Origin of the sequence: Kitasatospora purpeofusca (genome assembly GCF_000718025.1) — a bacterium.
GTDB lineage: Bacteria > Actinomycetota > Actinomycetes > Streptomycetales > Streptomycetaceae > Kitasatospora > Kitasatospora purpeofusca.
In genome coordinates, this window is the sequence record NZ_JODS01000036.1 from 26,422 (window position 1) to 44,444 (window position 18,023).

Genomic DNA, 18,023 nt, shown 5'->3' on the forward strand with positions numbered 1-18,023 from the left:
GATGGTGCCGCGCCAGGGCCGTGCCAGTCTTCAGGCATCCTGACTGAACGTCAATATGCCTTTGTCATACTCGTGTTGACCCCCGAGCCTCCCTCGTCCGCCTGACCTGCGGGAGTCGGTTCCCCGTCCGCGGCTCGGGACCAGCGCCCGGCCAGGAGCGCGCCGGCCACCAACTGCAACTGGTGGTACATCATCAGCGGCAGCACCAGCAGACCCGCCTGGGAGCCGAAGAGGACGGTGGCCATCGGCAGCCCGGCGGCTAGGCTCTTCTGCGAGCCGCAGAGCACCGCAGCGATGCCGGAGGCGCGATCCAGGCCCAGCGCCCGCGCGCCGAGCCTGGCAATGGCGAGGGCGGCCGTGAGCAGGCACAGCAGCACCGCCAGCAGCCCGAGCAGCGCGACCGGTGTGACGGTGGCCCACACGCCCTGCTCGACCGCGCCGCTGAACGCGGTGTACACGACCAGCAGGATCGACCCCCGGTCGACCGGGGCGAGCGCCCGGCGGTGGCGCCCCAGGAAGTCGCCGATCCAGGGGCGCAGCAACTGCCCCGCCACGAAGGGCGCGAGCAACTGGGCGCAGATCCGCAGCAGCCCGTCGGCCGAGAGGGCCGCGCCCGCTCCCAGCAGCCAGGCCGCGAGGAGCGGCGTCAGCAGCAGACCCGCCAGGCTGGAGTAGGTGCCGGCGCAGATCGCGGCCGGGACGTTCCCCCGGGCGACGCCGGTCAGCGCCACCGAGGACTGGACGGTGGACGGCACCAGGCAGAGGAACAGCACCCCGGTCCGCAGCGGGCCGGTGTCCGCGACGGGGGTCACCGCCGTAAGGGTGAGACCGAGCAGGGGGAACACGACGAAGGTGCAGGCCAGGACCAGGCCGTGCAGTCGCAGGTGCCGCAGTCCGGCGACCGTCTCCCGGGTGGACAGCCGCGCCCCGTACAGGAAGAAGAGCAGCCCCACCGCGAGCTCGCAGGCCAGCTCGGCCCAGTGCGCCGCCCGTCCGGAGGCGGGGAGCAGCGCGGCCAGGGCCACGGCCCCGGCCAGCGCGGCCACATAGGGGTCGAGCACCCGCCACCACGGCCGCCGCCGTTCGCCGCTGCCCGCCGGGGGCGACGCCTCCGGCGGGGGCGTCGCCCGGTGCTGACCGACCGTGGTCATTCCTCGTCCTCCTCCGCTGCCGGGGGTGGGGGCAGGGGCGCGGCGGTGCTTCCGGCGAGGTCCAGCAGGCCGGGCAGCACCGAGGTCGAGCCGTCGTGGTCGCTGCCGGCGGACCCGTGCCCGAAGAGGAGATCGGCCGTCCGGTCGATCTCGACGATCGAGTCCGCCCCGGAGTTGTCGATCACGGTGAGGAGACTGCCTGCCCCGACGGCCACCCCCGGGACGGCGCAGCCGAGCAGGGCCCACGCCGCCAGCGCCAGCCCGACGGCGAGCACCCGGTGGCGGCCCCGGCGCGACGCCTCCGCCGGGGCCGGTACGGCCGGACCGGGCACCCGGAGCGTCATACGCCCACCTCCTCGCGCGTCCGGACGCCGGCGATGTTCCGCTCGAGCAGCTCGGTCGACTCGCGGACGCCGATCGGCTGGCGGCCTCCGGCCTCGGCCGGGAGCCGGCCGTCCGCGACCTTGAGGCCGGCGAGCGCCTCGTCCATCGCCCGGTGGGCGGCGAACAGGCACGGGGTGCTGTAGATGGCCACGTCCACCCCGAGGGCGTCCAGCTCGGAGAGCGACAGCCGGGGCGACTTGCCGCCGGCGATCTGGTTGAACAGCAGCGGCTTGTCGCCCACCACCCGGCGGATCCTCCGGATCCACTCCTCGCTGCGCACGCCGTCGACCAGCACCACGTCCGCCTCGGTGGCGGCGAGGGCCTCGGCCCGGCGCAGGATGTCGGCCTCCTCGGTGGCGTCCGTGCGGGCGACCACGACCAGATCGGTGCGGGCCGCGAGGACCTGGTCGAGCTTCTCCAGGTACTCGTCGAGGGGGAGGACCTGCTTGCCGTCGGCATGGCCGCAGCGACGCGGCCGCTTCTGGTCCTCCAGGATGACGCCCGAGGCTCCGATCCGCTCCAGCCGCCGCACCACGTGGCAGGCCACCTCGGGGTCGACGTAGCCGTCGTCGATGTCGACCAGCAGGTGGTGCCGGGGGAAGGCGCCGCGCAGCCGCTCGACGAAGGCGACCATGTCCGGCCAGGCGATGAAGCCGATGTCGGGCAGTCCGTAGTAGGAGGCCGCGAAGCCGAAGCCGGAGACGAACATGCCGTCGTAGTGCTCGGCCGCGATGGAGGCGGAGTACATGTCGTAGACGCCGATGAGCGGGGCCGTCCCCGGGGCGGCGATCCGCTCGCGCAGCCGCTGCCCGTAGCCGTCGTGAAGGTTCTCGTGACGCAACGTCATCTCCTTGTTTTCCGGGTATCCGTGCGCGACACGCACGGGACTTTGCCGAAAGTTGGCCATTCCTATGGCCAACTGAGGCATCATCACTATGCGCTCTTTAATGTTCCGTGGGCAAATCTTTAATGGATGTTCCCTCGTTCGAGTGAGTCCGATCAGATTTATCTGAATGGTCATTCCATCGGATATCGACTCATCGATCCGGCGTCTGCCCGACGGCCGGGTGGACTGCCGTGACACCGGCCGTGACACCGGCCGGGAACGGCAGCCGGCCGCCCCGCACGTACCAGTGGCCGCCCGCCCGCAGATGGTCGACCAGGGCGCGCTGGACGGCGGTGTCGCGGGGCAGGGAGTCCAGCGGCCGCTCGACGTCGCCGAAGACGAATTTCAGCGGATTGGTGTCCTCGGGCACCGACGGCCGGTCCGGCCGTTCCAGCGGGGAGAACCGCCGCTGGAACCGGACGATGTTCGACCCGGCCGGCAGGTGGTCGGCGAGCTGCGGATCGAGCAGCCAGGAGAAGATGTGGCAGCTCCGGTACGGCTCCCCGGGGAAGTGGCGGGGGAAGAACTCTCGGGCCCGGTCCAGCGCGCGGTCGCAGGCCGCGGGGGAGAGTGGCCCGCAGTGGTCGGGGATGTGCAGCTGCAGGCTCCACGCGTCGGCGCCCCCGGTCCCGGTGGCCGGGATGTCCTCGGCGGCGAGCCGGGTGCGCTGGAACTGGAGGCGGCCGAGCTGGAACAGCTCGCCCCGGAAGTGCAACGTCAGCCAGCGCGCGTTGCCCAGCCCGGACCGGCCGCGCCACCGGCTGACCGCGAGCTGCCGGCCGAGGTCGGCCAGCGTCGACCCGGTCACCTCGGCCGGGATGCCGAGCGCCCGGTGGTGCGCCCGGGCGAGCGGTGCCAACGCGACGAACAACAGGGTGGCGAGGCCCGCGCCGCCGGCCGTTCCGGCGGCCCAGTCGCGGTCCAGCCCGGCCGGTTGCCCGAGAGTCCCCACGGCCGCGGCCTGCGTGCGCAGCATCTCCTCGAAGAACGTCCGCAGTCCCCGGTCGCGGTCCAGCCGGGTCCGGGCCGCCAGCAGGCCGTTCACCTCCTCGAACGGCACCGCGAGCCCCCGCAGGGCCTCGACCAGTTCCTCGTCCGACGGGAGCGGGGGGAGTTGCGGGAGCGATGCGAGCTGCTGGAACTGCTCGAGCCGGGGGAGCCGAGCGGACTCGGAGGCGTTCGGTGGGTACGGCAGATCGGGCGTACGCGACGGCACTTCGGGGCCCTCCACGGGTGCGGCGTCCGGCCCGCCCGGCCGGCGGACCCGACCCGGCGACCCTATCGGCGGTCCGGCCCTACCCGCCGCGCCCGTCGCACCTCCGCTACGCCCCCGGCCCCCGCCGCGTCCGCAGCGCGCCCAGCGCCCGCCGGACCGACCGGGTGGCGACCGGCGGCAGCAGGTCGAGCAGCACCCGGCGCGCGCCCGAGCGCCGCGCCGCCGGACGGACCGCGTTGTTGAGCCGCAGCACCGACTCGCCGGCGATGGTGTCCTCGTCCACCGTGAACCCCTCCGCCCGCCAGTCGCGCGCCAGCAGCGCCCGCCGGACCGGCTCCGGATCGCCCCACGTCCCGTAGAACTTCATCGGCGTCAGCAGCACCGGCCGCAGTCCGCCGGTGAACACCGCCTGCCAGACCGCCGCCGACACGCCGGGCGTGTGCTCCGAGCGGTAGTCGTCCAGCACCACCAGGCCGCTCCCGGACAGCGCCCGCCGCGCCACCGCGATGTCCCCGGCCACGTGCTCGTAGAGGTGGGAGGCGTCGATGTGGACGAAGCGGCAGCTGCCGTCCGGGACCCGGCCGTCGGCCAGCACCGAGGTCGGTGCCTGCACGATGGTCGGCAGTTCGGGATGGAACGCGAGGTAGTTCGCCTCGAAGCCGCTCCGGGTGAGCGAGGCCCGGTAGGACATCGTCATCTCGGCGGCGTTGTCGGCGTCGCCCGCCTCCGAGTCGAACAGGTCGCAGACCGTCAGGTGCTCGCCCGGCCGCAGGTGGTCGCCGAGCAGGACGGCGCTGCGCCCCAGGTAGCTGCCGAGTTCGAGGATGTCGCCGGTGGTGCCGGCCGCGCTCTGGGCGGCGAGGAGGTGGCCGAAGGCCTGCTGGTCCAGTCGGAAGAACCAGCCGGGGATGTCCTCCCGGCGTGCGGCGGCCCGGGGCGCGCCCGGTCCGGGGCCGGTCGCGGACCGTGCGGCGCCGGCGGTGTGCGCGGTGTTCGCGGCGTCGGCGATGTCGGCACTGGGCACGGCGGTCTCCCTCGGGTGCGGACGGCGCGGGTCGGGGACCGGCCCGTGACCTGGCCACTCGCGGCGGGCGCCGGGGTGCCGGACGGACCGGCCGCGGGGGTGGCGGTCATCATAGCCACGCGCCGCGCCGGTGGGATCCCCTCGGGGGCGACGTGTCCGGCGGCCCGTTCAGGCGTTCGGAGTGCCGCGTTCCAGTTCGGCGATGGTCTCGGTCAGCCAGGCCCGCTCGGCCGCGCCGGAGGCCCGGGCGACCAGCAGGATGCCGCGCCGGAACGGGTTGGGTTCCTGCTCGGCGGTGACCGGGAGACCGTCCGCGTCGTAGAAGAAGCTGCTCGGCGCCTCCAGGAAGGCGAGCCGCCGCCCGAGGACGGCGGCCTGCCGGGCCGGGTCGGCCAGCCGGTCGAGGAAGGTGGCGACGGTGAAGAAGCGGATCTGGTCGGAGATCTCGACCTCGGTCGGCTCGGCCAGCCGCCGTTCCAGCTCGGCGCGCCCCTCGGCGGTCAGCTCCAGGACCTGCCGGGGGGCGGCGCCGGTGCCCGGCTCGGTGCGCCGCAGCAGCAGCCCGGCCTTCTCCAGCCTGGTGATCGCGGGGTAGAGCGCGCCGTCGCTGACCGGCCGGACATGGCCGGTCAGACCGGTGATCAGGGCCTTCAACTGGTAGCCGTGCAGCGGCTCGTCGTGCAGGAAACCGAGGATCGCGAGCGTCAGCACGGTCGTGGGCCCTCCGTCGTCGTGGCGTTCCGGCGTCGCGGCGCGTCGCCGTTGCGGTGGTCGCGGGCGTGGTGGTGCACAGGTGCGACGGCGCCACAATATCTCTTGTCGAGATGCCTCGGTTCGATGTATCTCTATTCGAGGCCAGCAGGCCAGCAGGCCAGCAGGCCAGCAGGCCAGCGGGCCGGCGAGGCCAGCGAGGCCATCGCGACCGAAGGCCGACGGGGACAGCGGAGGAAGCATGCGGGGGCATCTGCCACGGCTCGTGGCACTGGCGGGACCGGTCTACGGGGAACTGCTCTCGGGGGTGGTCGCCTCGGTCGTCGGCGCCTACTGGGTGGCCGGGTTGGGCGCACCGGCGGTGGCCGCCGTCACCCTGGCCGGCACCGTGGAGAACCTGCTGCTCGGCCTGGTCCTGGTGGTCGCGTCCGGCACCACCGTGCGGCTCGCGCACGCCCACGGCGCCGGTGACCGGGCCGGGGCCGGGCGCGTCGCCCGGGCCGCCTGGCGGCTCTGCGCGCTCGGCAGCCTCCTGATCGCCGTCCCCGGCTTCCTGGTCAGGGACCGTATCGCCGGCGCCTTCCTGGACGGCGAGGCCGCCGCGCTCGCCGCCGACTGGTTCACCGTGGCCTTCCCGGCCTTCGCCCTGTTCTTCGCCCAGCGGATCGCCGACGAGCTCTTCAAGGGCGTCGGCGACACCCGGACGCCGCTGCGGACGGCCCTGCTCGGCAACGCCCTGCTGCTCGTCCTGGACCCGTTGCTGATCCTCGGGCCCGGCCCGTTCCCGGCGCTCGGCGTGACCGGCGCGGCGCTGGCGCTGACCGCCTCCCGGGCGGTCGCGCTCGCCGTCACCGCCCTGCTCCGCCGCCGCCACCGGTTGCCGGCCCCGGCGGGCGGGGCGCTCGCTGAGGGGCCGCTCACGGAGGGCCTGCTCGCGGAGGGGCGCGCGATCACCGCGACCGGCGCGCCGTTCGGCCTGGACTTCACCGCGCGGATGGGCGTCGGGACGGTCCAGCTCGGACTGGTCGCGGCCTTCGGCGTGCCGGCGGTGGCCGGGTACGGAGTGGGCTACCGCGTCCTGCTGATCGTCACGATGGCCTTCTACGCCGTCCGGCAGGCCGCCGCCATCGAGGCCGCCCGGCTGACCGGCGCGGCCCGTCGGGCCGGAGTCGACCCCGCCGTCCTCGTGCGCTCCCTCGCCCGCGACACCGCCGGGCTGGCCGGGGTGCTCGGGGCGGCTGCGGCCCTGCTCTGCGCGGCGGCCGCGCGACCGGTGGCCGCGCTGTTCACCGACGACCCGGCGGTGGCCGGCGAGGCCGTCGGTTTCCTCCGGATGGCCGGCCTCTACCTGCTGCCCTACGCGCTGGTGGTCGCCCTCGGCGGAGTGCACCAGGCGGCCGGTGCCGGACGGCGGCCGGTGGTCGCGGTGCTGCTCGGCCTCACCGCCCAGCTCGCCTCCGGCGCGGCCCTGTCCGGTCCGTTCGGGGTCCGCGGCCTCTGGGCCGGGATGACGATCGGCGCGCTGGTCCAGCTCGCGCTGCTCCTGCTCCCGCTGTCCCGCCGCCGGGCCGGAGCAGTTGGGGACGAACCGCGCCGGAACGTGCCTGAGGAGGCGTCAGAAATTCGATTGATCGAGCGGAACGCGTCTGCCTAAGGTGCGTGCGATCGATTTCCGAGACCGGAGTGTGCGCCATGGAACTGAACAGCCGTCACACCGCCCTGATCGGTGCCGCCACCGCGGCGCTCGCCGCCGCCGCCGTGGTGAGCGGCGTCAGCGCGGTCCAGGAGCCGGCCACCGCCCCCGGCATCGTCGTCGAGGCGCACATAGCCCTGTTCGGGCAGCCCGTCGGCGGCTCCGACGGGCTGGCGGTCCAGGACCACATGGCGCTCTGACCGCTCGCCGGACACCGCCCATGACCGAGCCGACGGCTGCGCCCGGGCACCCCGGGGCGGGCGCCGCCGCCCGGCCCGGCGACCCCACCGCCCTGATGGTCGCCGGGACGGCCGAGCGGCTGATCCGCCTCTGGGCCGGCCGTGCCGAGCTGCACCATCCCGGGTGGGGCCGACCGTTCCGGCAACTCGGCGACCTGCTGCCCGAGCAGGACGTCGAGTTCGCGGCGCACAACCCGCAGATGGTGCCGCTGCTGTGGTACCCCGCGCTCCGCCACGGCAGCCGCACCCGACCGGTCGTCGAGGTGTTCGACCACCTGCCCGCCGGGCTGGGCCCCGCGCTGCCCCGGCGGCAGGAGCTCTCCCGGGTCTACAGCTGGGCCCTGGCCTCCCGCACCGCCCTGGACTGGATCGCGGACTGCCTGGACGGCCGGGGTCTGCTGGAGGTGGGCGCGGGCAGCGGTTACTGGGCCTGGCTGTTGCGGGCCCGCGGCGTCGACGTGCTCGCGACCGATGTCGAGGCCCGTACCGAACGGAACGGCTTCACCGACCGCTTCCAGTACACCGAGGTCCGGCCCGGCCGGGCCGCCGAGGACGCCGCCGCCCACCCCGACCGGGTACTCGCCCTGCTCTGGCCCCCGCACCGCGACCCGATGGCCGCCGACACCCTGCGCGCCTACCAGGGGCCGGGCGTGCTGTACCTGGGCGACCGCCCCGGCGGCCTCTGCGCCGACCAGGACTTCTTCACCGAACTGACCACCCACTGGCGCCCACTGTCCCGCTGCCCCCTCACGCTCCGCTGGCTCGGCAACCGCGACGCCGCCACCTACTTCGTCCGCCGCTGAGCCCGCCGCTGAGCCCGACCCACCGGCCACCCCGAGCCCGTCGGGGCACGCATCCGACGACCAGGCCCGACGACCGACCTTGGCGGAGCATCAGCGACGCCGGTAACCTCCTGGCGGTGACTCCGACGGAGAAGCAGGGCCTCGTGACGATGACCGACGGGGCGCAGGTGCACTGGAAGGCACTGGGGGACACGACTCGGCAGCCGGCCGTGGTCCTGCTCCACGGTGGTCCCGGGCTGCCGGACTACCTGGGCGGCATCGCCCCGATGGTCGCGGACCTCGCGCCCGTGTACCGGTACGACCAGCGCGGCACCGGTCGATCGGAGTGGTGCGGCCGTCATTCCCTCACCCGGCACGTCGAGGACCTCGCCGAACTCCTCGACGCCTGGGAACTGCCCGAGGCCGTGCTGATCGGGCATTCCTACGGTGCCGGTCTGGCGAGCCGGTTCTGCTTGCGCCACCCCGAGCGGGTGCGCGCCGTGCTGCTGATGTGCGGGCCTTTCGTCGGCGACTGGCGGACCGGCGAACGGGCGGAACGCGGCCGCCGGATGTCCGCGGCCCAGCAGCAGCGGCTCCGCGAGTTGGAGGAGTTGCCGCGGCGTACGGAGGAGCAGGAGGTCGAACTGCTCACCCTGGCCTGGTTCCCCGACCACTCCGATCCCGAACGCGGGTGGCGTTGGGCGGCCGAGGGTGCCCGGCGGCGTCGGCCGGTCAACTGGTCCATGAACGCCGAACTCGGCACGGAAGGTCGCGCCGATCCGCTCGACGGACACCTCGCCGAGCTGCGGGCACGCCTGCCCGCCCGGACGGAGCTCCTCGGTGGGGTCGACGACCCCCGCCCGGTGTCGGCGCTCGAGTCGCTGGCACGCCGGCTGGGCGTGCCGCTGACCCGGATCGAGGGCGCGGGGCACGAGCCCTGGCTGGAGCAGCCCGACGTGGTGCGCGCCCACCTGCGCCGGTTCGTTCGGGACGCCATCGGTACGGGCCAAAGGCTGTCCGACAGTTGATCTTGTCGCAGTTCGAGGCGAGCTGACGGACGGCGGCCCCGGATGGGCATCGGCCCGGGCCGGTGCCGGCGCTCACCCGATGGACTGGCCACGAACGGCCAGGCCGAGCGGAAACCCGCCACCCCGCAGACGATGTAGACCGGGCGCGGCCGCACGGCTGTGCCTGAACTCTCCACCCTGTTGGAAGGAAAGCGGAAGTGACTCGTACGAGAGCTCGCCGCATCAGGACCGGGCGCCTGGCCCTGGTGGCCGGAGCGGCCTTCATGGCCGTGCTGGTGCCCGCGACGACGGCCCAGGCGGCCCTGCCGTCGAATTCCGACCTGGAAGTGGTTCGGCTCGACCCGGACCCGGCCACGCCGGGCGGTTCGACAACGGTGCACGGCTTCGTCGCCAACGGCGGCCCTCAGAAGACCGCGAACAGCTTCACCGTCAGCGTCCGCCTGCCGCGCGGCGTGACACCCGAGGAGCCCTACTTCCCCGAGGACTGCCAGGCGACGCAGGGCCTGCTCGGCGTGTGGACCGTCCGGTGCGTCTTCCCGGCCGGTCTCAACGTGGACGACAGCGCCACCGCACTCGTCCCGGTCAGGGTCTCCGAGGATGCTCCGCTCGGGGATCTGACCGGCGGACGGGTCAGCGTCAGCAGCATCGACGACATCCTCCACCTCGGCAACAACTCCACGCCGTTCGTCATGAAGATCGTCGAAACAGGTCGGCAGGGCTGAAGTCCGGGTCCGGCGGCGAACCCCGCGAGCGCCCCCTGCTCACCGGCACCGCCGAGGAGCAGGGGGCGTCGCCCTTGCGCCGAGCACCGTGGCGGCGGCCCGGGCGGCGGCCCGGCTGCTGGAGCCGGTCGCGGACGGGGAGCCCGTCCCGGCACACGGCCGGAGGCATGTCCGAGGCCGGGCTTCAGCGCTCAGCGTCCCGGAACGCGGGCGCGGGCGCGGGCGCCGGTGTCGGTACCGGTGCGGCGGGTCGGTGGGCGGCCGGGAGGCGGGTGGCGAGGAGTGTGCCGGTGGCGGCCGCGGCTGCCAGGGTGAGCAGGGCCGGGGCGAGGGCTTCGGCCGGTGGGCGGCCGGCGGCGAGGGTGGTCGCGGCGGCGACGCCGAGGGCGGGGCCGATGTTCATCGCGGTCTGCTGGAGTCCGCCCGCGACCCCGGCGGCCCCGAGCGGTGCGGCGCGGACGACCGCCGTCGTCGCGGTGGCCATCACCGCCCCGAAACCGGCGCCCAGCAGCAGGAACGCCGCGCTCGTCACGATCACCGGGGTGTCCGGGCGGAAGCCCGAGGCCAGGAGGGTGCCCAGGGTGAGCGAGGACATCCCCGCCACCGCCGTCCGGCGCGGACCGTGACGCCGGCCCAGGGCGGCGGAGGCAGGCGCGGCCACCACCATGGCGAGTGCGAGCGGCAGCGCCCGGAGCGCGCAGGCGAGCGGGTCGAGGGCGAGCACGTCCTGGAGGAAGTAGGTGACGAGGAAGAGCGTGCCGGACAGGGCCGCCGAGGCGGTGAGCAGGACGCCCAGTGCGGGGGCCACCGTCGGGGCGCGGAGGACGGCCGGTGGCAGCAGCGGGTGCCGGGTCCGCCGTTCGTGACGGAGGAAGGCGGTGCCGAGCGCCGTCGCGGCCGCCAGTCCGAGCCAGACGGCCGGGGACGGGCCGTGCTCGGGCACCTCGGCCAGGGTGAACACCAGCGCGGCCAGCGCGCCGCCCAGCAGCCCGGCGCCCGGCAGGTCCAGCCCGGCACCCGGCGCGGCGGCGGTCGCCTCGGCCGACGGCGGCAGCCGCACCAGCAGCGCCGAGACCCCGGCGACCGCGGCGGGGACGACCGTCAGGAAGAACACCGACCGCCAGCCCAGTTGGGCGGTCAGGGCGCCGCCGACCAGCGGACCGGCGGCGGCCGACAGCCCGATCGCGCTGGTGCGCCAGGCGATCGGCCGGGCGAGCAGTTCGGCCGGGTAGACGGCCCGGAGCAGCCCGAGGGTGGCGGGTTGGAGCAGCGCGCCCGCCACGCCCTGGAGGACACGCAGACCGATCACCCAGCCGATGCCGGGGGCGAAGCCGATGCCCGCCGAGGCGGCGCCGAAGCCGATCGCGCCGACGGCGAAGACCCGGCGGTGGCCGAACCGGTCGCCGAGCCGGCCCGCGAACACCAGCAGGGCGGCCACGGTGACCAGATAGGCGGTGCTGGTCCACTGTACGGCGGCCAGGGAGGTGTCCAGGTCGCGGCGGAGGCTGGGTTGGGCGACGGTGAGCACCGTGCCGTCGAGGGCGACGACGGCGGCGCCGAGGATGCTGCCGACGAGGGTGAGGCGCCGGGTGCGGGCGGCCGTCATCCGGCGTCCCGGCCGAGGTGGGCGTCGAGGGTGGCGCGGAGGACCGGTTCGACGCTGTCGCCGCCGGTGGCGAGGCGGAGGCTGCCCCAGGCGCGGAGCTGGGCGAGACCGTGCAGATTGGCCCAGAGCGCCGCCGCGACCACGGTGGGCGGCGGCGGTCCGTCCCCGTCCCCGTCCGCATCCGCGGACGGCCGGATCGCGGCGACCAGGCGGGTGACGGCCTCGAAGAGGGGGAGCGAGGTGCGGCGCAGCTCCGCGCCGCTGCCCTCCAGCACGTCGTGACGGAACATCAGCTCGAACATGCCGGGCTGCTCGGCCGCGAAGGCGAGGTAGCCGCGGGCGAGTTCGTCGAGCCGGGTCCGGGCTGCTGCGGCGGAGATGGTGCTGGCGGGCGGTGCGTCGAGGCCCAGCGCGGTGGCCAGCTCGCCGAAGCCGTGCCCGGCGATGGCGGCGAGCAGTTCGGCGTGGGTGGCGAAGTACCTGCGCGGGGCGCCGTGCGAGACCCCGGCCTGGCGGGCGATCTCGCGCAGGGTGAGGGCGTGGACGCCCTCCAGCGCGAGCAGTTCGACCCCGGCCGCGACCAAGCGGGCACGCAGGCCGACGGACTTGTCCTGTTCGGTCATGGGGATGTGTCTATCAAGATCGAGTAGACATTGTCTACTCGCGCTCCCGTCCGGCCCGGGGGCACAATCTCCGCATGGACGAGGGCGGCGAGCCGGCCTGCTGGCTGGACCGGGTGTGCGAGGACTGCGGACGCGTGCGCGAGCGGCCGGGTCCCGGCCCCTGCGAGAACTGCGGCAGCGGCGCGGACGCGGTGGACGGGAAGAAGGAGCAGCACAACGAGAACCCCCGGGCGGATCACCGGAGGTGAGCCGCCCGGGGGCAGGGGAGTCAGGCGTGTCCCGGCGTCAGCGTGACAACCCGTCCAGAGCCTGATCGGGGCCGGGGTCCAGCACGGTCCCGGAGTCCGGCGAGTCCTCCACCGGCTCCACCTCCGGACCCTGCGCGGGCAGCACCGCCTCCGCGGCCGGGACGGCCGCAGTCACGCCTCCCGCCCGCGCCTCCGGCACCCAGGCGCCCCGCCGCCGCGCGATCACCGCGCCCAGCCGCTCCACGGCGGGCTGGGTGTACCGCGCGGCCAGCGGCCCGGTGATCACCAGGATCAGCACGTACGCCGTGGCCAGCGGCCCGAGCCCGGGCTCGATGCCGGCCGTCACGGCCAGCCCGGCGATGACGATCGAGAACTCGCCCCGGGACACCAGCGCCCCGCCGGCCCGCCATCGTCCACGGGTGGCGATCCCCGCCCGCCGGGCCGCCCAGTAGCCGGTCGCGACCTTGGTGACGGCGGTGACGGCGGCCAGCAGCAGGGCCGGCAGCAGCACCGGCGGGATGCTGGTCGGATCGGTACTGAGGCCGAAGAACACGAAGAACACCGCCGCGAAGAGGTCCCGCAGCGGGCTGAGCAGGGTGTGCGCGCCCTCGGCGGCCTCGCCGGAGAGCGCGATGCCGACCAGGAACGCGCCGACCGCCGCCGACACCTGGAGCTGCTGCGCGATCCCGGCGACCAGCAGCGTCAGCCCCAGCACCACCAGCAGCAGCTTCTCCGGGTCGTCGTGCGAGACGAAGCGGGAGATCAGTCGGCCGTAGCGGAGCGCGACGAACAGCACCGCTCCCGCCGTGGCGAGCGCGATGGCGAGGGTGATCGAGCCGGCGACCAGGCCGGCGCCGGCCAGCAGGGCGGTGAGGATCGGCAGGTAGACCGCCATCGCGAGGTCCTCCAGCACCAGGATGCTGAGGATCACCGGGGTCTCCCGGTTGCCCAGCCGTCCCAGGTCGCCGAGTACCTTGGCGATGACTCCCGAGGAGGAGATCCAGGTGACGCCGGCCAGCACCACGGCCGCCACCGGGCCCCAGCCGAGCAGCAGCGCGGCGATCGCGCCGGGTATCGCGTTGAGCAGGAAGTCGACCGCGCCGGCCGGGTACTGGGCCTTCAGATTGGTGACCAGGTCGGCGGCGGTGTACTCCAGACCCAGCATCAGCAGCAGCAGGACGACGCCGATCTCGGCGCCGGTCGCCACGAACTCCTCGCTGGCGCTCAGCGGCAGCAGCCCGCCGGTGCCGAAGGCGAGGCCGCCGAGCAGGTAGAGCGGGATCGGCGAGAAGCCGTACCGGCCGGCGATCCGGCCGAGCAGACCGAGGACGAGGATGACCGAGCCGAGCTCGATGAAGACGGTGGCGGTGTGCACCCCCCGATCACCCCCGGTCCAGGATCGCCGCCGCCGCGTCCACACCCTCGCGGGTGCCGATCACGATCAGCGTGTCTCCGCCGGCCAGCCGGAAGTCCGGCGCGGGGGAGGGCACGGCGCCGGTGCGCCGCAGGACGGCGACGATCGAGGCACCGGTCTCGGTGCGCATCCGGGTCTCGCCCAGCAGTCGCCCGTTCCAGTACGAGGTGCCGTCGACCGGGAGCCGCTCGGCGACCAGGCCGAGGTCGGTGGTGTGCAGCAGGCCCGGGCTGTGGTGGGCCGGCGTCAGGGCGTCGACCAGGGCGGCGGACTCCTCGGCCGTCAGCCGGAACGCCTGCGAGCAGGCGTCGGGGTCGTCCGAGCGGTAGACGTTGAGGCTGCGCGAGCCGTCGCGGTGTGCGATCACCGACAGGTGCCGCTGTTCTCGGGTGGTGAGGTCGTACTGGACGCCGACACCGGGCAGCGGGGTGGTTCGGACACGGGCGATCGACACGGCGGCTGTCCTCTCGTCAGGGGGGTTCCCTCGGTGGTGCGCGGACACGGACGCGGACACGGGCGTGCCGGGGCAGGGGAACACCGGCGCCTGACCGCGTACAGGACGCGAACGCGCTACCGGATCAATAGTAATGAGTATGTAAAGTCCGAAAATATGACCAGGCCCGTGCGGGGCGCCGAAAGGCGCGCGCACGGGCCTGGGACGGACCGGGCGACTGCGTGACGGTCCGTGGTTCTGGAGCTCGGGGGGTCCGACGCGGTGGGCCTACTGCGGCGGCCGGTCGTCCCGCAGCTGGTCCTTGATCTTGTCCTGCGCCGTGTCGACGTGGCCGCTGTACTTGCCTTGCGTCCGCTCGTCGACCATGTCGCCGGCTTTGTCCACGCCCCTCTCGGCCTGGTCCTCATGGCCCTTGAGCAGGCCCTTGAGCTTATCCATCATGGACATCTGGTCACACTCCCGGAAGAGACGGCCCCACCTCCTCCAGCATCGCCGCAGAGCGGGGTGTCCGCATCCGGTCAGCTTTCGCGCCGGGGTTGGCAAGACGTCCCGGAGCATGTCAAATCGGGAGACCCACAGACCGTCGGAAGGACTCACGTTGAACGCTCGGACCGGTCGCCCGGCCACCGCACCCCGCTCCAACGCCGCCCCCACCCGCCGGACGGCGGGCGCCGCGCTGGCTGTCGCGGCGCTGGTGACCCCGCTGCTGCTGGTCGGCACCGGCAGCGCCGCCGCCGACGCGGACCCGGCCCGCAACGGGGCGAAGCTGGCCGCCCGGCTGATCGCGGGCAGTGACGCCGACGACGCCTTCGGGACCCTGGAGGCGTTCCAGCGGTTCGCCGACCGCAACGGCGGTACCCGGGTGGCCGGCGCCCGGGGCCACGAGCAGTCCGCCCAGTACGTCTACGACCAGGCCCGCCGGGCCGGGCTGAAGGTCTCCAAGCAGGAGTTCGAGTACACCTTCTTCCAGGCCCTCTCGGAGAAGTTCGCCGTCGTCTCCCCGCAGGCCGAGGCGGTGCCGCTGAAGGCCATGACGTACTCGCTCAGCGGCCCGGGGGGCGGCATCACCGCCCCGCTCGCGGTCGTCCCGGTGGACGACACCACCGGCTGCGAGGCGTCCGACTACGCGGCCGGCGCCTTCACCGGCAAGGTCGCGCTGATCAAGCGCGGCGGTTGCAGCTTCGCGATCAAGCAGGCGGCCGCGGCGGCCGCGGGCGCCGCCGCCGCCGTCGTGTACAACAACACCGACGCCGAGCTCAGCGGCACGCTGGTGGAGCCGGACGCCGGGCGGCTCCCGGTCGGCAGCACCAGCAAGGCGGCCGGCGAGGCCCTCGCCGCCAAGGCCGCCGCCGGGCCCGTCACCGTCAGCCTGGACCTGCGCACCTTCATGGAGAAGCGCAAGACCTGGAACGTGCTGGCCGAGACCCCGGGCGGGGACCCGAACAACATCGTCATGGTCGGCTCCCACCTCGACTCGGTGGTCGAGGGGCCCGGCATCAACGACAACGGCTCCGGTTCGGCCGGCATCCTCGAGGTCGCCAAGAACCTCGGCACCCGGCCGGTCAAGAACAAGGTGCGGTTCGCCTGGTGGTCCGCCGAGGAGTTCGGCCTCAAGGGCTCCGAGGCGTACGTGAACTCGCTGTCCGAGGCCGAGAAGAAGAAGATCCGGCTCTACCTCAACTTCGACATGATCGCCTCGCCCAACTCGGCCCAGTTCGTCTACGACGGCGACGACTCCGACCACGTCGGCTCGGGCCCCGGCCCGGCGGGCTCCGCCCAGATCGAGCGCCTGATCACGGACTTCTTCGACGACTGGAGCGTCCCGCACGAGGGCACCGACTTCACCGGCCGCTCCGACTACGGGCCGTTCATCGAGGCCGGCATCCCGGCCGGCGGCACCGACACCGGCGCCGAGGTGATCAAGACCGCCGACCAGGCGGCCAGGTACGGCGGCACCGCCGGGGTCGCGTTCGACAAGTGCTACCACAAGGCCTGCGACGACCTGGACAACCTGGACCTCGCCGCCTTCGACCTCAACATCGACGCCATCGCCAACGCCGTCGGCCGCTACGCCTGGGACCTCTCCTCGCTGACCGCGCCCGTCGCGCCGAAGCAGACCGACGGCCAGGTGGGCAGCGGCGGCGGCCTCCAGGAGAGCCACGCACACGAGGTCGCGTCCTGACCCGTCCCGAACCGGCCCGAACCCGGGCCTGACCAGGCCTGATCCCGCCTTCGGCCCCGCCCCGCGCTTCTCGGGGGCGGGGCCGCGGGCTTGTCGGGCGGGCGCCGGTCCCGGGCGATCGGGGGTCCGCCGGGTGCGCGGAGCGGCGGCCTGACACCATGGACGGCGAGAGCACGACACCGTGACACCCTCGGAGGAATCAGCACCATGAGCAGCAGCACGCACTACGACGTCGTCGTTCTCGGGGCCGGTCCCGGCGGTTACACCGCGGCTGTGCGCTCCGCCCAGCTCGGCCTGAAGGTCGCCGTCGTGGAGTCGAAGTACTGGGGCGGGGTCTGCCTGAACGTCGGCTGCATCCCCTCCAAGGCCCTGCTGCGCAACGCGGAACTCGCGCACATCTTCACCAAGGAGGCCAAGACCTTCGGCATCAAGGTCGAGGGAACGGTCACCTTCGACTACAGCGAGGCGTTCAAGCGCAGCCGCACCGTGGCCGACGGCCGCGTCAAGGGCGTCCACTACCTGATGAAGAAGAACGGCATCACGGAGTACGACGGCCGCGGCACCTTCGTCGACGACCGCACCCTCCAGGTCGCCCTGAACGGCGGCGGCTTCGAGGTCGTCACCTTCGACCACTGCATCATCGCCGCCGGTGCCAGCACCCGGCTGCTGCCCGGTACCAGCCTGAGCGACCGCGTGGTGACCTACGAGGAGCAGATCCTCACCGAGGACCTGCCGGGCAGCATCGTCATCGCGGGCGCCGGCGCGATCGGCGTCGAGTTCGCCTATGTGCTGCACAACTACGGTGTGCAGGTCACCATCGTGGAGTTCCTCGACCGGATGGTGCCGCTGGAGGACGCGGACGTCTCCGCCGAGCTGGCCAAGCAGTACCGCAAGCTCGGGATCCAGGTGCTCACCTCGACCCGGGTGGACTCGATCGACGACAAGGACCCGGCCGCCAAGGTCAAGGTCACCGTCACCGCCAAGGACGGGCAGCAGCAGGTCCTGGAGGCGGACAAGGTCCTCCAGGCGATCGGCTTCGCGCCGCGCGTCCACGGCTACGGCCTGGAGAACACCGGCGTCAAGCTCACCGAGCGGGGCGCGATCGCGGTCGACGGCCGGGGCCGCACCAACGTCCCGCACATCTTCGCCATCGGTGACGTCACCGCCAAGCTGATGCTGGCACACGCCGCCGAGTCGATGGCCGTGATCGCGGCCGAGACGATCGGCGACGTGGAGACCATGGAGCTGGACTTCGCGATGATCCCGCGCGCGACGTACTGCCAGCCGCAGATCGCGAGCTTCGGCTACACCGAGGCGCAGGCCCGCGAGCTGGGTTACGACGTCAAGGTCTCCAAGTTCCCGTTCACCGCCAACGGCAAGGCGCACGGCCTCGGCCACCCGATCGGCTTCGTCAAGGTCATCAGCGACGGCACCCACGGCGAGCTGCTCGGTGCCCACCTGATCGGCCCCGAGGTCACCGAGCTGCTGCCGGAGCTGACGCTGGCCCAGCAGTGGGACCTCACCGTGCACGAGGTCGCCCGCAATGTGCACGCGCACCCGACGCTGGGCGAGGCGGTCAAGGAGGCGATCCACGGGCTGGCCGGTCACATGATCAACATGTGATCAGCCCGTTGAACGGCCGGGTCCGTCCGGCGGGGAC

The 18,023-nt window shown here is 73.7% G+C and carries 19 protein-coding genes; 8 read left to right on the forward strand and 11 right to left on the reverse strand.

Translation table 11 applies throughout. The annotated features are described in order from the left end of the window. Window positions 1-50: 50 nt before the first annotated feature. The 6 genes from IF01_RS0135075 to IF01_RS0135100 form a co-directional block, all read right to left on the reverse strand. Complete coding sequence (locus IF01_RS0135075; protein WP_078880572.1) at window positions 51-1,151, reverse strand: bile acid:sodium symporter family protein; 1,101 nt, start codon at window positions 1,149-1,151, stop codon at window positions 51-53. Beyond that, window positions 1,148-1,495, reverse strand: coding sequence for a hypothetical protein (locus tag IF01_RS50485; protein WP_037782338.1), 348 nt, complete (start codon window positions 1,493-1,495; stop codon window positions 1,148-1,150). Before IF01_RS50485 ends, IF01_RS0135075 begins: the two co-directional genes overlap by 4 nt. Further along, window positions 1,492-2,382 carry an isocitrate lyase/PEP mutase family protein gene (locus tag IF01_RS0135085; protein ID WP_030397666.1) on the reverse strand — a complete coding sequence of 297 codons (891 nt, stop codon included), beginning with the start codon at window positions 2,380-2,382 and terminating at the stop codon, window positions 1,492-1,494. The genes IF01_RS50485 and IF01_RS0135085 overlap by 4 nt, the downstream gene beginning before the upstream one ends. A gap of 190 nt (window positions 2,383-2,572) precedes the next feature. Further along, window positions 2,573-3,637: an acyltransferase domain-containing protein gene (locus IF01_RS0135090; protein WP_244215723.1), complete on the reverse strand. Its 1,065-nt coding sequence runs from the start codon at window positions 3,635-3,637 to the stop codon at window positions 2,573-2,575. 106 nt (window positions 3,638-3,743) lie between these two features. Next, on the reverse strand, window positions 3,744-4,661 hold the full coding sequence (locus IF01_RS0135095; RefSeq protein ID WP_375341019.1) for a class I SAM-dependent methyltransferase: 918 nt from the start codon (window positions 4,659-4,661) through the stop codon (window positions 3,744-3,746). Window positions 4,662-4,829: 168 nt separating this feature from the next. After that, window positions 4,830-5,372, reverse strand: coding sequence for a PadR family transcriptional regulator (locus IF01_RS0135100; protein WP_030397669.1), 543 nt, complete (start codon window positions 5,370-5,372; stop codon window positions 4,830-4,832). Between the two features lie 265 nt (window positions 5,373-5,637). Between IF01_RS0135100 and IF01_RS0135105 the strand changes: the two genes are divergently transcribed. The 5 genes from IF01_RS0135105 to IF01_RS0135125 all read left to right on the forward strand — a co-directional run bounded on the left by IF01_RS0135105 (window position 5,638) and on the right by IF01_RS0135125 (window position 9,836). Next, window positions 5,638-7,026, forward strand: coding sequence for an MATE family efflux transporter (locus tag IF01_RS0135105; protein WP_051756824.1), 1,389 nt, complete (start codon window positions 5,638-5,640; stop codon window positions 7,024-7,026). A gap of 38 nt (window positions 7,027-7,064) precedes the next feature. Then, on the forward strand, window positions 7,065-7,265 hold the full coding sequence (locus tag IF01_RS0135110) for a hypothetical protein (RefSeq protein ID WP_030397671.1): 201 nt from the start codon (window positions 7,065-7,067) through the stop codon (window positions 7,263-7,265). 20 nt (window positions 7,266-7,285) lie between these two features. Continuing rightward, complete coding sequence (locus IF01_RS0135115; protein WP_030397672.1) at window positions 7,286-8,107, forward strand: class I SAM-dependent methyltransferase; 822 nt, start codon at window positions 7,286-7,288, stop codon at window positions 8,105-8,107. 116 nt (window positions 8,108-8,223) lie between these two features. After that, window positions 8,224-9,114, forward strand: coding sequence for an alpha/beta fold hydrolase (locus tag IF01_RS46300; RefSeq protein ID WP_244215724.1), 891 nt, complete (start codon window positions 8,224-8,226; stop codon window positions 9,112-9,114). A gap of 197 nt (window positions 9,115-9,311) precedes the next feature. Then, window positions 9,312-9,836 carry a hypothetical protein gene (locus IF01_RS0135125; protein ID WP_157855443.1) on the forward strand — a complete coding sequence of 175 codons (525 nt, stop codon included), beginning with the start codon at window positions 9,312-9,314 and terminating at the stop codon, window positions 9,834-9,836. A gap of 184 nt (window positions 9,837-10,020) precedes the next feature. Here the strand turns inward: IF01_RS0135125 and IF01_RS0135130 are convergent, their stop codons facing one another. Together IF01_RS0135130 and IF01_RS0135135 are read right to left on the reverse strand one after the other, a co-directional pair. Next, window positions 10,021-11,442, reverse strand: a complete 1,422-nt coding sequence (locus tag IF01_RS0135130) for an MFS transporter (RefSeq protein ID WP_030397675.1) — start codon at window positions 11,440-11,442, stop codon at window positions 10,021-10,023. Continuing rightward, entirely contained in the window at window positions 11,439-12,065 is a 627-nt protein-coding gene (locus IF01_RS0135135) for a TetR/AcrR family transcriptional regulator (protein ID WP_030397676.1), read from the reverse strand. Before IF01_RS0135135 ends, IF01_RS0135130 begins: the two co-directional genes overlap by 4 nt. A gap of 74 nt (window positions 12,066-12,139) precedes the next feature. Between IF01_RS0135135 and IF01_RS49115 the strand changes: the two genes are divergently transcribed. Then, window positions 12,140-12,313, forward strand: a complete 174-nt coding sequence (locus IF01_RS49115) for a hypothetical protein (RefSeq protein ID WP_167349793.1) — start codon at window positions 12,140-12,142, stop codon at window positions 12,311-12,313. 37 nt (window positions 12,314-12,350) lie between these two features. Here the strand turns inward: IF01_RS49115 and IF01_RS0135145 are convergent, their stop codons facing one another. From IF01_RS0135145 to IF01_RS0135155, 3 genes are all read right to left on the reverse strand, one after another. Further along, window positions 12,351-13,688, reverse strand: coding sequence for a cation:proton antiporter (locus tag IF01_RS0135145; RefSeq protein WP_051756827.1), 1,338 nt, complete (start codon window positions 13,686-13,688; stop codon window positions 12,351-12,353). A gap of 7 nt (window positions 13,689-13,695) precedes the next feature. Continuing rightward, complete coding sequence (locus tag IF01_RS0135150; protein ID WP_030397678.1) at window positions 13,696-14,181, reverse strand: cation:proton antiporter regulatory subunit; 486 nt, start codon at window positions 14,179-14,181, stop codon at window positions 13,696-13,698. Between the two features lie 267 nt (window positions 14,182-14,448). Continuing rightward, window positions 14,449-14,628 (reverse strand): antitoxin, encoded by a 180-nt coding sequence (locus IF01_RS0135155; protein WP_030397679.1) that lies wholly within the window; start codon window positions 14,626-14,628, stop codon window positions 14,449-14,451. Between the two features lie 109 nt (window positions 14,629-14,737). On the opposite strand from IF01_RS0135155, the gene IF01_RS0135160 reads away from it, so the two are divergent. Beyond that, entirely contained in the window at window positions 14,738-16,363 is a 1,626-nt protein-coding gene (locus IF01_RS0135160; RefSeq protein WP_078880573.1) for a M28 family metallopeptidase, read from the forward strand. Between the two features lie 207 nt (window positions 16,364-16,570). Beyond that, window positions 16,571-17,986, forward strand: a complete 1,416-nt coding sequence (lpdA, locus tag IF01_RS0135165; RefSeq protein ID WP_030397681.1) for a dihydrolipoyl dehydrogenase — start codon at window positions 16,571-16,573, stop codon at window positions 17,984-17,986. Window positions 17,987-18,023 lie beyond the last annotated feature (37 nt).